The following is a 12,694-nucleotide window of genomic DNA, read 5'->3' on the forward strand; positions in this document are numbered from 1 at the left end:
CATCATCAAAAAAATATGGCTATAGAGTATAACTTAAGTATTTATACAATTAAAATTGTAATCGTATTTTGAATATATTTGTATTCAATGGCTCATCTTAAGCCAATCACTTATTTTTATTTTTTGAGGAATCAATGTTTAAAAGAACATACAGAAAAGAAGCTCAAGAGAGGCTACGCAATGCAGTAGATAAATACGAAAATGTCTGTAAGTGTTTACAAGATGCGGCTGCAAGTCTTTATCAAAAGCGAGTCAAGCGTGGGATTGAGACTATTAAACTTTGCGAAAGTTACATAAACACACTGGCAAATTCACCAAAAGAATTTAGCAAAGTTATTGCCGAACTTAAATTTCAGCTTAAAGAAATTACAGGTAAAGACTGGCAGCTAATTGATGCAAACACCAACAAAAACTTCGTAGCAGGTTCTACTGCTGGTGCTGGATTAGTCGCGGGAGCAGGAGTTGCCTTTCTTGGCCCGACAGCTGCAATGGCATTTGCAACTACTTTCGGTACAGCATCAACAGGTGTCGCAATATCTTCTCTTTCCGGTGCTGCGGCTACTAATGCTGCTTTAGCCTTGTTAGGAGGTGGTGCGCTTACTGCTGGAGGTACTGGCATGGCAGGTGGAAGTGCATTACTAGCATGTCGCTAATATTATTGCTACTTATGAAAAATTGGGTAACTTAGCTCAAGCAGCTTTTAATCCTAATTTAAATGTAGAATTGAGACTGCAAGCTAGTATTCAACTAGCTTTAGCATATAATGTTCCTGATTCCAATATTATTCACAATGTAGATGAGCTAGACTTATTTATGTTTAGCTGAGTGCGACTGAAGGATAGAATTTTATAAAAATCAGGACTGAGAAATACATCTCAGTCCCGATAAAAAAGCGGGTTAACCGCTATTTATATGGTTAACCCGTGCAGCTTTGGGAACGCGCAGAGAAATTGTTATTGCAATACCAACTTCACATTGGCGTTTTGCAGACCGCGTTGTTTTACTTCAGCCAAAGTTTTGTTAACTGCATACTTTTGGTTGATTGAGTTGATCAACTCGGTTTGGTTGTGCTTCTTAGCAACTCCCCACAAGTCAGCGATTAGGTCAAAGGAACCATCGCTGTTGCGAGACCAGCCGAGGTCATATTCGCCATCCAACATAGCAACGATGTCAGAACGGACACGCTGACCGTTATAACCACGGACATCAGCTTCAGTCTTTACGCTGATACCTAAGTCGCGCAAGGAAGCCTTGAGGATTTCGGCATCGGTGATCTTGGTACGCAGGGTGCTAAAGTGAGACATTTGGGTTTCCTCCAATGAGAAGATTGAGAAAAACGACAACGGTTTGTTTTCGGCGAAGCCGCGCTTATCAGGATGCGGCTTTTCTTATAACTGCTAGCATTGGGAGCTAGCCTTTCCCCCTGGGATGGCAGAGGAAAGCTTTTAAAACTCCATTCGCTGATATTCAGCTACGGAGGATGCTGCGGGGCGTGCGCGCTGTCTGGCCCAATCTCTCAGAGCCGTTACTTGTTCTTGCATCGTTCGAGACAGTGGCAATGTTGCCTTCAGTGCAGCAATAATATCTAGTTGGGTGAACTCCCGATCTTGGGCAAAAGCTTCATACATTGCCGCAACGATCGCTTGCTCAACTTCTGCCCCAGAAAAGCCATCAGACATCTTGGCTAGTTGCTCAAGATCAAATCGAGAGATGTCTTCACGGCGTTTCGTCAGGTGAATATTGAAAATCTGCTGCCGTTCTTCCGGTGTTGGCAGATCCACAAAGAAAATCTCATCAAAGCGTCCTTTCCTCAAAAACTCGCCAGGTAAGCGTTCTACTCTGTTGGCAGTTGCCATCACAAACACTGGAGATTTCTTATCTTGCATCCATGTGAGGAAAGAGCCGAAGATTCTACTTGAAGTCCCCCCATCAGAATCGGAGGAACCTCCACTACCAGCAAAGGATTTATCCAATTCATCGATAAACAAAATCGCTGGGGAAATAGATTCTGCTGTTTTCAGGGCGTTTCGCAGATTTGCCTCACTTCGTCCCACCATTGAGCCGTCGTAAACTCGCCCCATATCCAACCGCAACAGTGGTAAACCCCACAGCCGGGAAGTAGTTTTGGCAATTAACGATTTACCGCAACCGGGAACTCCGAGAATTAACATCCCTTTTGGTTGAGGCAAACCATACTCTCTCGCTCTTTCTGTAAAGGCGTTAGAGCGTTGCTTGAGCCATCTTTTTAACTCGTCTAAGCCACCTACAGCATCAATGGTTTCATCTTCTTCAATGTATTCTAAGATCCCATTGCGGCGAATTAGTTGCTTTTTCTCAGATAAAACGATATCTACTTCATCTTCCGTCAAACGCCCTGTAGTTACCTGTGCCTTACGGTAGACTTTCTCAGCTTCATCTTTAGTTAGACCCAAAGCGGCTCTAAGAAGCTTTTCTCTGGCTTCTGTTGTCACCCGGCGACCACGATTTTGCTCTATATGGTAAGTTAATACCTTATTTAACTCAGCCATATCTGGCAATGTAAAATCGAGAACGACAACTTCCTTTTCCAGTTCTATAGGTACTTGCTGCATCGGCGACATCAAAATAATATTCTTTTGCGTACCTTTGAAGCTAGCGATCGCATCACGCAACGATCTGTTGGTTGCAGGCGCATCTATAAATGGATGTAAATCTTTAAGAATAAATATACTTGGTTCTTTCTGCCGGATGATCCACTCAATCGCCGCCTCTGGAGACACCGTATTATGTTGGGTGACATTCCGGGGTTGACCATACTCCACAATCCCGTGTGTTACTGTCCAAATAAATACTCGGCGCTGGGGCTTTAACAACTGGGCGATCGTAGAAATTGCTTGCTCGGCCCGCTCTTCCTCGGAGGTAACAAGGTAGATTAAAGGGTATTGAGCTTGAATTAGGATATTGAGCTCTTCTTTCATACTTCGACCTACTTGAGACCTTATAGAGACAGTAGAGACATTGCTTCTGGTAAAGACAACCGAATCATGAATAATTCCTATCTATCTATTTAGCAAGGAACTAACTCTTCCTCACCCTTGGGATTGGCTTCTTCTTCATCCATCTCATCTATGGAAAGATGTTGTTGACCAACTACTCCTGGTTGATTGCCCAAAGCAACCAGTTCCCCATCACGTAAGACTAGTGAGCTATCACAAGTTGGACATGAATAAACTCTATGAGTCCGCCCATAAGAAGAATCTTCTACCTCGTCAACCAATTCTGCATTAGACAGGTAAAACACGAGGGCACGTTCGGCAAGCTCTGACATTGGTTCAGAATCGACTGCTGAACGAATCTTCAGTTTTCTGTGCAACTCTGGCGATAAATACAAAGTGACCTTTTGCTTAGTTTGCGTTTGCATATAACTCTTTAACGGTCTTACCCGGGTATGTATATCAAGTTATCGGTTCTTTTGTTGGTTGTCAAGACGGTAAAACGTTTTAACGGCAGTTTTGTTACATTTATTTATATTTTCCTGATAGCTAATAGCGAAAGTCCAATTAGGTTTGTAGTTTGAGCTTTAGCGAAGACAGCGCAAATTACGAACAATCCCCGCCCATCAGTTATTTATTGACAGACTACTAGTTGGCTGATTGAGAATGGTGCAATATCTAAGTTTTTGGTATTTCTATAAAATCAGTAATTTTGCCAAAATGTGTAATGTAAATGGCTACTGCTAATAAAATCTGTAGTTTGGGGCGAAGAATTTATCGGTTTGCCGCCAGGGTTAGCGGAGTCATTGCCCTGTTTATAATTCTGTGGGGTTGTACTGCAAATGATTTTAACGCCGGAGCGATCGCCTGGAAAACTTATAGAAACTCCCGTTATGGCTTTGAATTTCTATATCCGAGTAACTGGACTTCTTTAGCAGCCCCAGCAAATGATGATGGAATCGCGTTTATTTCACGACAAGATAACTCAGTGGAAATTCGGGGGTGGGCAAGTCAGCAGTTACCAAATTCAATTGTTACAGATCAAGGATCTGTAAAAAAGATAAAACCCAACTTTCAAACCGCCCAAGGAGTATCTGGAGTGATGGTTGTAGAAGTTGATCAACGGGTAGGTTCGATGACACTGACACTAACTCAGAGTCAAGTGAAATACTGTTGGCAGGGACGAAGCAAAAGCCAAAATTTTCCAGATTACTATCGTTTGTTTTATTACATTGCCCAGCAGTATCGGATTTCCAAGTCTTAATGGGGTATTGGGCATTGGGCATTGGGCATTGGGCATTGGCAGAAATAATAACTCCTAACTCCTAACTCCTAACTCCCCACTCCCCCAAAATCTACATCTTTGCCAGAATGATGGTTGAGAGGGGACAGAAACCTGCTAGATTTAGCTATCAGCAAGTAAAAACTGGTGAAGATGAAAGTCCTGGTTATTGGTGGTGATGGATATTGCGGTTGGGCAACTGCTCTTTACCTTTCCAATCGAGGTTATGAAGTTGGAATTTTAGATAGTTTGGTGCGGCGGCATTGGGATAATGAACTTGGTGTTGAAACTCTCACTCCGATCGCACTAATTCAGCAACGCCTCCAGCGCTGGCAAGATTTGACTGGTAAATCTATCGATCTGTTCATCGGCGATATTACTAATTACGAATTTCTCCATAAAACATTACATCAATTTCAGCCAAACGCCCTAGTGCATTTTGGTGAACAGCGTTCGGCTCCATTTTCGATGATTGACCGTGAACACGCAGTTCTTACCCAGGTCAATAATGTAGTCGGTACGTTGAACTTACTGTACGCCATGCGGGAAGATTTCCCCGACTGTCATTTGGTGAAGTTGGGAACGATGGGTGAATATGGTACACCCAACATCGACATCGAGGAAGGGTACATCACCATTGAACACAATGGACGCAAGGATACCCTACCTTATCCCAAGCAGCCCGGTTCAATGTACCATTTAAGCAAAGTCCATGATAGTCATAACATCCACTTTGCTTGCCGGATTTGGGGATTACGGGCAACGGATTTAAATCAGGGTGTAGTTTATGGCGTCTTAACCGAAGAAACGGGGATGGACGAACTATTGATTAATCGGCTGGATTACGATGGTGTGTTTGGTACAGCACTAAACCGCTTTTGTATTCAAGCAGCGATCGCACACCCCCTAACCGTCTATGGTAAAGGTGGGCAAACTCGCGGATTTTTAGATATTCGGGATACAGTCCGATGTGTGGAATTAGCGATCGCTAACCCTGCCGAGGCTGGTGAATTGCGGGTATTTAACCAATTTACCGAACAATTCAGCGTCGGCGAATTGGCATTGATGGTGAAAAAAGCTGGTAACGCTATGGGATTGAATGTAGAAATCAATCACCTAGATAATCCCAGAGTCGAGAAAGAAGAACATTATTTCAACGCTAAAAACACTAAATTGCTCGATTTAGGTTTACAGCCTCACTTGCTCTCTGATTCTTTACTCGATTCTCTGTTAAACTTTGCCATCAAGTATCAGAAACGAGTTGATCACAAACAAATTATGCCGAAAGTCTCTTGGCACAGAAATTAGGGTAAACCCCACTAAATCGCAGGTCTAAAACTGGTCGTCATGTCTTAGCACAATATGACGACCAATCAATTATTATTTATCAGGCGTGTCGTTCAGCTATAGCGGTTTTCCTTTGAATGCAATACACTTTGACCTCACTTCCATTCCCTTGTAGGGAAGGGGCTGGGGGTTAGGTCTGTATTTCACTCACTGAGAACTGCTATATTACTAAATTTGCCGTTTACTACAGTTATTTTGACTGTGCAGAATTAGATTACACCACAGGAGACAGTTTACTCCGTGTTTGATACCGAAACGCAAGCAAAGCTGGGATTATCTGCCTGGACTGAATAGTTTTATATGAGAATTGCTTTATTTACCGAAACCTTTTTGCCCAAGGTTGATGGGATTGTAACGCGCCTACGCCATACTGTTGACCATTTACAGCGCAGTGGTAATCAAGTGCTGGTGATTGCCCCTGATGGAGGCATCACAGAATACAAAGGCGCTAAAGTTTACGGCGTTAGTGGCTTTCCTCTGCCATTGTATCCAGAATTGCAAATGGCATTACCCCGCCCAGCCATTGGGTACGCCTTAGAAGAGTTTAAGCCAGATGTTATTCATGTCGTGAATCCAGCCGTTTTGGGTTTAGCAGGTATATTTTATAGCAAAATCCTCAAAATCCCCTTAGTAGCGTCTTATCATACGCATTTACCCCAATATCTCCAGCATTACGGCTTGGCGATGCTGGAAGGGCTTCTTTGGGAATTGCTGAAAGGCGCTCATAATCAAGCCGCTTTGAATCTGTGTACCTCAACAGTAATGATTGAGGAATTGACAGCACACGGTATTGAACGTGTAGATTTATGGCAGCGTGGGGTAGATACGGAATTATTTCACCCTGATTTAGCTAGTGTAGAGATGCGATCGCGCTTATCACAAAATCATCCAGAAAGTCCATTGCTACTTTACGTTGGGCGACTTTCCGCCGAAAAAGAAATTGAGCGCATCAAACCAATTTTAGAGGCAATTCCCCAAGCGCGGTTGGCATTGGTTGGGGATGGTCCCCACCGTCAAGCATTGCAAAAACACTTTGTTGGCACAAACACTTATTTTGTTGGGTATCTCATGGGCAAAGAGTTAGGTTCTGCCTTTGCAAGTGCTGATGCCTTTATTTTTCCTTCCCGTACAGAAACATTAGGCTTAGTACTACTAGAAGCGATGGCTGCTGGCTGTCCAGTAGTAGCAGCCCGTTCGGGGGGAATTCCCGATATTGTCACAGATGGGGTAAATGGATATCTTTTTGAGCCAACAGCAGATGTTCAAGGAGCATTAGCTGCTACTGTTCGCCTCTTAGAACAAAAACAACAACGAGACATCATCCGTCAAAATGCTCGCCAGGAAGCAGAAAGTTGGGGTTGGGCAGCTGCCACTAGGCAACTACAAGATTATTATCAAAAGGTGATATTTTCTGAACAGTTGGCAAAATAGGGGAGTAGGGAGTGGGGGGAAACAAATAACTTTTAATATCATGTCCGCCAGATTACCCATAATAAAAGAACCCCACCCCCAACCCCTAAGAGCTCTTCGGGAGGGGAGACAAAGCATAGCTTTGGCGGAGTGGGGTTCTTCGGGTTTAATAAGTAATCAAGCGGACATGATATAACTCCTAACTCACAATGCCCCATGCCCAATGCCCAAAATCTAAAATCTAAAATCTAAAATCTAAAATTCCCATGACACTCCCCAACCCTGGCAGCGTCTTGGCTACATTAACTGAACTGAACCAAGTTAATCGTACTCACGCCCTATTGAGTCGTGTAAAAGACTTATCTGTTAATGAATTTGTTTGTTTACTTGACTTCATAACTGCTGAGTTCCAGCAATTTATTAGAGCCATTGAACTGATTAATAATGAAGCTCTAGAAACTATGTTGGAGAAGGTGCTAGAAGCTATCACACTTAAAATTGGTCAAATCCTGCAAGCAGAACATACGGCGATTTTTTTAGTTGACTATGACAAAGGTCAACTGTGGTCAAAAGTTCCCCAAGATAATACCCAAAAATTCTTAGAAATTCGTACTCCCATTACAGTGGGTATTCCCGGTCATGTTGCAAGTACAGGCCAATATCTAAATATATCTGAAACTTATACTCACCCCCTATTTAGCCCAGAACTGGAAAAACAAATGGGCTACAAAATCCATAATCTTTTATGTATGCCTGTTATCAGTAGCAAAAACCAGACTGTAGCGGTAGTTCAACTAGCTAATAAAACCGGGAATGTTCCGTTTAATTCTGATGATGAAGAACGTTTTCGAGACTTCGCCGCTTCTATTGGTATTATTCTGGAAAGCTGCCAATCTTTTTATGTAGCGGCTCGCAATCAACGAGGTGCAACGGCTTTGTTGCGGGCAACTCAGACACTGGGGCAAAGCCTGGATTTAGAAGCAACTTTGCAGATAGTCATGGAACAAGCTCGAATTTTAATGCAAGCAGACCGTAGCACACTGTTTTTATATCGTAAAGAGATGAGCGAACTCTGGACGAAAGTTGCAGCAGCAGATGGCACAAACTTGATAGAAATCCGCATTCCCGTTAACCGTGGTATTGCTGGCTATGTGGCCTCCACTGGTAAAGCCCTAAATATCTCCGATGCCTACAAAGACCCCCGTTTTGACCCGAATACAGATAGAAAAACTGGGTATGTAACTCGCAATATCCTGTGTTTGCCAGTATTTAATTCTGCAAATGAATTGATTGGCGTAACCCAATTAATTAATAAGCAACAAAACAGCTTTACTGCTTCTGATGAAGAGTTTATGCGGGCTTTTAATATTCAGGCGGGAATTGCTTTAGAAAATCATCGCTTGTTTGAAAATGTGCTGTTAGAAAAACAGTATCAAAAAGACATTTTGCAAAGTCTGTCAGATGCGGTAATTTCTACAGATATGGCAGGACGGATTGTGACGATTAATGATGCAGCACTGGAGTTACTGGGTTGTCCGATAGGAGACGCTAATACTAAGAACAATAAGCTTTTGTGGGAACAACATTTGATTGGTCGCCTAGTTTGGGAAGTTGTGCCGATTGAAAATCTCCAAATGCGACTAGAAGATAGTTTAAAAACTGGAGCTAAACATTATGTGCCAGAGCAAAGTTTGATGGTGGGACTATATCAAGTTATGAGTGAGGAGCGATGCCCTGAGCCTGCCGAAGGGTTAGGAGTTAAAAGTGAGACTCAATATTCAGGGCTTAGGACTCAGCATTCAATTTTAGCAGTACGCGATCGCACTAATCCTGATGTTTTCATTCCCTGGAATCTACCCCTAACTCCCCAATCTGAGTTTCTCACTTTTGATCAGGTGCAAAAATTAGAACGCAGTATTAATCTCACTGTTAATCCCCTAACTAACCCAGAAGGCAGTGTCCGGGGTGGTTTGGTGGTGTTGGAAGACATCAGCCAGGAAAAACGGATGAAAACTACTATGTCCCGCTACCTAACGCCCCATGTAGCCGAACAAGTTATGGCTCTGGGAGAAGATGCTTTAATGGTAGGCGAACGCAAGGAAGTAACCATCTTGTTTTCTGATATCCGGGGCTACACAACACTTACGGAAAATCTCGGTGCAGCTGAAGTGGTATTGCTACTTAATCAGTATTTTGAAACGATGGTGGAGGCGGTTTTTAACTACGAAGGCACTCTCGATAAATTTATTGGTGATGCTTTAATGGCGGTATTTGGTGCGCCGCTACCACTTACAGAAAATCATGCTTGGAGGGCTGTGCAGTCAGCGTTAGATATGAGACACCGCCTAGAGGAATTTAACCAACGACGAATTATCCAGGCGCAGCCACAAATTCGTATTGGCATTGGGATTAGTTCTGGGGATGTGGTTTCGGGTAATATTGGTTCCCGAAAGCGGATGGATTACACCGTAATTGGAGATAGTGTAAATTTGAGTTCACGTTTGGAAACAGTAACTAAGGATTATGGTTGTGATATACTTTTGAGTGAATTCACTTACGAACTTTGCAGCGATCGCATTTGGGTGCGCCAGTTAGATAAAATTCGCCTCAAAGGGAAACACCAGGCGGTGAATATCTACGAGTTAATTGGCGATCGCACTACTCCTTTAGATGCCAACACTCAAGAGTTTTTGTTTCACTATCATACTGGACGCTCCGCTTATTTATCGCGCAACTTCTCACAAGCGATCGCCTGTTTTGAAGCTGCCAAATATATCCAACCCCAAGACCAAGCTGTTGATATCCACCTAGAACGGGCGCGTAATTATCAGCAAACGCCGCCCCCAGAGTCCTGGGATGGTGTCTGGACAATGCTTACTAAATAGTCTGTCATTGGGCATTGGGCATTGGGCATTGGGCATTGGGTATTTGGTATTTGGTATTTGGTATTTGGTTATTGGTTATTGGTTATTGGTTATTGGTTATTGGTTATTGGTTATTGGTTATTCTCCTTGTCTCCCTCATCCCCGCCTCTCTCATTCAACCTTGAGCTTCCCCCTCATTATCCTGAAACGGGTCTTCGCCAATTCTTAGCTCTTTTTTTGAGCGTTTCAACTGTTTCCATAGATCCTTTATTTGTTCGTAAGCTGCACCTGTAGGCAGTTTACCACCTGTTTCTAAGCTGCAAATGTAGCTTACGCGTTGGGCAAATTCCTGTAGATTCGCATTAAAAACCAAGTTTTCTGGCTTTACCTGACCGTAGTAGCGACCACGAGGGTAAAGAAAATCATCCTTGTTCACCATTTTGTTCTCCAATTTATTCAACTTCCCTTCTGTTTGAATCTCTAAAACTGAATCAATCACTAGCTACCCTAATCTTTCTTTTGTCAGACTGGGGGAAATCAAATCATCCAACTCCTTTTCCAACCGATGGTGCGGGAATTGGTTAATTCAGATTTTGAGACTAGAAGATCAAGGTTGAAATACTTATGTTGTAAATGTTACAAAAAAAGTTTCTACAAAAGTAACTAGAGGGAATATTTAATTTTTCTCCCGGTTGTCAATTTATCTCATCTTAGTTTATGAAGTTCAAATTGTAATTAACTTGAATCGAAACCGTGAGTTAGAAACTATACAAAATATAGCCGTATGTTCTCTTAAAATTTTCCTAGCAAAAATAATTGCAAATCGATAAGTGAAAGTACTTAGGCACAAAATACCATGTACCAAAGCCAATTGTCCTCTGTTCAAAGTTAGAGATTCAGTTCTGAATCTTTGGCAACTGGGGCAAAACAGTTCCTCTTTTCCGAATTGTGAGTAAAGAAGTGAGATTCAGCACGAGCTAAACCCTAGCTATCCGCTAACAGCACTACTACTTCCTCATCCTCCCCTGCCGCTCTGCCCAATTATCGGCAGCCCCGTGTCCTCTTAAATAATCTACCAATGGCTAATAGTTAATAACTAAAGATAAAATGGTGAAGCCTCAAAGGACAACTTTTGTCCATCGCCTAAAACTTTACCTGCCACCATGTCTGTTAATTCCAAGTTATACGAAGGCAAAGCTAAAATTCTTTATACAACGGACGATCCGGAAGTCTTGTTGGCAGATTTTAAGGACGACGCCACGGCGTTTAACGCCCAAAAACGTGGCAGCATCCAAGGGAAAGGAAAAATTAATTGTAGCATTTCCAGCCAGCTTTTTAAACAGTTGGAGGCAAATGGTATAAAAACTCACTTTATCGACAGCCCTGCCCCGAATCAGATGCGGGTGAGAGCAGTAAAGATTTTACCCTTAGAAGTAGTGATCAGAAATATTGCTGCTGGCAGTCTGTGTCAACAAACAGGGTTAGCAGTGGGTACAATTCTGAAACAGCCTTTGGTTGAGTTTTATTACAAAAACGATCAGTTAGGAGATCCTTTGTTGACAAGCGATCGCCTATACCTGCTAGAACTAGCTACTGCGGAACAAGTAGACGCAATTACACATCTAGCATTGCAAATCAACCAATTTCTCCGTAACTTTTGGCAACGGTGCGGCATTACCCTAGTAGACTTCAAACTAGAGTTTGGTTTGGACTCACAACAGCAGTTGCTATTAGCAGACGAAATTAGCCCCGACACCTGCCGTTTGTGGGATACCGCAGAAGAGGACTCAAACCGCCGGGTAATGGACAAAGACCGCTTTCGCCGGGATTTAGGAAATGTAGAGGATGCCTATCAGAAAGTTTTACAAAGAGTGCTAAAAGCAGTAGAGAGTAATAACTAAATGGGCAAAAATCAATTAAACTCGTGTGGATTGTCCTTTGTAAATAATGCCCAATGCCCAATGCCCAATGCCCAATGACTAATGACTAATGACTAATTTGTGATGGTGTGTGTGTGGTCGTGAATAGGAATCATAAGTAAAATGCGTTTATCTCCCGTATTGCTGGCAGCAGTAGCAATTGCAGTCCCTTTGGGCGGCTCAATGAGTGCAAATGCAGAAGCCGCCAAAGGTTCAAAACAGACAACAGAAGTTTTGACACTAGAAACAAATCAGCAGCCAGAAAAGGACACTGGTCAGCGTTACACTAGTGAGAGTCTAAAATCTCGACCTAATCCCACAGGGGTTACAGAGGCAGAACATCTCCAATCTGGTCTTGTCCCAGTTTACACTGCCAAACCAGCAGCGATGCCTGGGTTGGGCTACGCCGACGCGACATCAGAGTTAATAGTACCAACCTCCATAACGCCAAGAACTGCACAAACCCCTCAAATAAATCCCAACCCTACTCAACAGCCATCTCCCGCTCCAGACATTCCACCGCCAGAAATTCAACAACCAACACCTTCCCCAACTCCTGAGACTACTCCAGTACCAGAAAATGTCAATCCACCGACAACGGAACCTTTATTACCGACAACTCCAGAACCATCAACCGCTCCAGACATTCCACTCCCAGGTAGTGAACAACGAACACCTACCCCAAGCCCAGGCGCGACTCCAAATCCGCAGAATGTTAACCCGTCGATAACTCCGGGAAATTTATTACCGACAACTCCAGAACCATCAACCGCTCCAGAAATTCCACCGCCAGGTAGTCAACAAAGAACACCTACCCCAAGCCCAGGCGCGACTCCAAATCCGCAGAATGTTAACCCGTCGATAACTCCGGGAAATTTATTACCGACAACTCCAGAACCA

The 12,694-nt window shown here is 43.1% G+C and carries 10 protein-coding genes and 1 pseudogene; 7 read left to right on the plus strand and 4 right to left on the minus strand.

Annotated elements, in window-relative coordinates; genetic code table 11:
- Positions 1 to 134 precede the first annotated feature (134 nt).
- Positions 135 to 653: a hypothetical protein gene (locus tag V7K31_RS01840; protein ID WP_335092232.1), complete on the plus strand. Its 519-nt coding sequence runs from the start codon at positions 135 to 137 to the stop codon at positions 651 to 653.
- 300 nt (positions 654 to 953) lie between these two features.
- Here the strand turns inward: V7K31_RS01840 and V7K31_RS01845 are convergent, their stop codons facing one another.
- The 3 genes from V7K31_RS01845 to V7K31_RS01855 form a co-directional block, all read right to left on the minus strand.
- Entirely contained in the window at positions 954 to 1,304 is a 351-nt protein-coding gene (locus tag V7K31_RS01845) for a DUF1257 domain-containing protein (RefSeq protein WP_012407317.1), read from the minus strand.
- Between the two features lie 141 nt (positions 1,305 to 1,445).
- On the minus strand, positions 1,446 to 2,957 hold the full coding sequence (gene ycf46 / locus V7K31_RS01850) for a stress-responsive protein Ycf46 (protein ID WP_335092233.1): 1,512 nt from the start codon (positions 2,955 to 2,957) through the stop codon (positions 1,446 to 1,448).
- A gap of 89 nt (positions 2,958 to 3,046) precedes the next feature.
- Positions 3,047 to 3,400 carry a hypothetical protein gene (locus V7K31_RS01855; protein WP_335092234.1) on the minus strand — a complete coding sequence of 118 codons (354 nt, stop codon included), beginning with the start codon at positions 3,398 to 3,400 and terminating at the stop codon, positions 3,047 to 3,049.
- A 305-nt stretch (positions 3,401 to 3,705) separates the two neighbouring features.
- Between V7K31_RS01855 and V7K31_RS01860 the strand changes: the two genes are divergently transcribed.
- From V7K31_RS01860 to V7K31_RS01875, 4 genes are all read left to right on the plus strand, one after another.
- Positions 3,706 to 4,236: a hypothetical protein gene (locus tag V7K31_RS01860; protein WP_335092235.1), complete on the plus strand. Its 531-nt coding sequence runs from the start codon at positions 3,706 to 3,708 to the stop codon at positions 4,234 to 4,236.
- Between the two features lie 171 nt (positions 4,237 to 4,407).
- Positions 4,408 to 5,562, plus strand: a complete 1,155-nt coding sequence (locus tag V7K31_RS01865; RefSeq protein WP_335092236.1) for an NAD-dependent epimerase/dehydratase family protein — start codon at positions 4,408 to 4,410, stop codon at positions 5,560 to 5,562.
- Positions 5,563 to 5,901: 339 nt separating this feature from the next.
- Positions 5,902 to 7,032: a glycosyltransferase family 4 protein gene (locus V7K31_RS01870; protein WP_335092237.1), complete on the plus strand. Its 1,131-nt coding sequence runs from the start codon at positions 5,902 to 5,904 to the stop codon at positions 7,030 to 7,032.
- Between the two features lie 245 nt (positions 7,033 to 7,277).
- Positions 7,278 to 9,896: a GAF domain-containing protein gene (locus tag V7K31_RS01875; protein ID WP_335092238.1), complete on the plus strand. Its 2,619-nt coding sequence runs from the start codon at positions 7,278 to 7,280 to the stop codon at positions 9,894 to 9,896.
- A gap of 154 nt (positions 9,897 to 10,050) precedes the next feature.
- On the opposite strand, the gene V7K31_RS01880 is transcribed toward V7K31_RS01875, so the two are convergent.
- On the minus strand, positions 10,051 to 10,314 hold the full coding sequence (locus tag V7K31_RS01880) for a DUF7219 family protein (RefSeq protein WP_335092246.1): 264 nt from the start codon (positions 10,312 to 10,314) through the stop codon (positions 10,051 to 10,053).
- A 724-nt stretch (positions 10,315 to 11,038) separates the two neighbouring features.
- Between V7K31_RS01880 and purC the strand changes: the two genes are divergently transcribed.
- Together purC and V7K31_RS01890 are read left to right on the plus strand one after the other, a co-directional pair.
- The gene (gene purC / locus V7K31_RS01885) at positions 11,039 to 11,776 is read left to right on the plus strand and encodes a phosphoribosylaminoimidazolesuccinocarboxamide synthase (protein WP_335092240.1); all 738 of its coding nucleotides are present in this window, start codon (positions 11,039 to 11,041) and stop codon (positions 11,774 to 11,776) included.
- A 141-nt stretch (positions 11,777 to 11,917) separates the two neighbouring features.
- Positions 11,918 to 12,694 (plus strand): annotated as a pseudogene (locus V7K31_RS01890) (hypothetical protein); the annotation flags it as partial.

This window comes from Nostoc sp. (assembly GCF_036917675.1).
Classification (GTDB): Bacteria; Cyanobacteriota; Cyanobacteriia; order Cyanobacteriales; family Nostocaceae; genus Nostoc.

What these genes read in the sequence shown, in the direction of transcription:
- V7K31_RS01860 (WP_335092235.1), top strand. Translation starts at nt 3,706, where the DNA reads ATGGCTACTGCTAATAAAATCTGTAGTTTGGGGCGAAGAATTTATCGG.
- ycf46 (WP_335092233.1), bottom strand. Translation starts at nt 2,957, where the DNA reads ATGAAAGAAGAGCTCAATATCCTAATTCAAGCTCAATACCCTTTAATC.
- purC (WP_335092240.1), top strand. Translation starts at nt 11,039, where the DNA reads ATGTCTGTTAATTCCAAGTTATACGAAGGCAAAGCTAAAATTCTTTAT.
- V7K31_RS01840 (WP_335092232.1), top strand. Translation starts at nt 135, where the DNA reads ATGTTTAAAAGAACATACAGAAAAGAAGCTCAAGAGAGGCTACGCAAT.
- V7K31_RS01880 (WP_335092246.1), bottom strand. Translation starts at nt 10,314, where the DNA reads ATGGTGAACAAGGATGATTTTCTTTACCCTCGTGGTCGCTACTACGGT.
- V7K31_RS01855 (WP_335092234.1), bottom strand. Translation starts at nt 3,400, where the DNA reads ATGCAAACGCAAACTAAGCAAAAGGTCACTTTGTATTTATCGCCAGAG.
- V7K31_RS01870 (WP_335092237.1), top strand. Translation starts at nt 5,902, where the DNA reads ATGAGAATTGCTTTATTTACCGAAACCTTTTTGCCCAAGGTTGATGGG.
- V7K31_RS01845 (WP_012407317.1), bottom strand. Translation starts at nt 1,304, where the DNA reads ATGTCTCACTTTAGCACCCTGCGTACCAAGATCACCGATGCCGAAATC.
- V7K31_RS01865 (WP_335092236.1), top strand. Translation starts at nt 4,408, where the DNA reads ATGAAAGTCCTGGTTATTGGTGGTGATGGATATTGCGGTTGGGCAACT.
- V7K31_RS01875 (WP_335092238.1), top strand. Translation starts at nt 7,278, where the DNA reads ATGACACTCCCCAACCCTGGCAGCGTCTTGGCTACATTAACTGAACTG.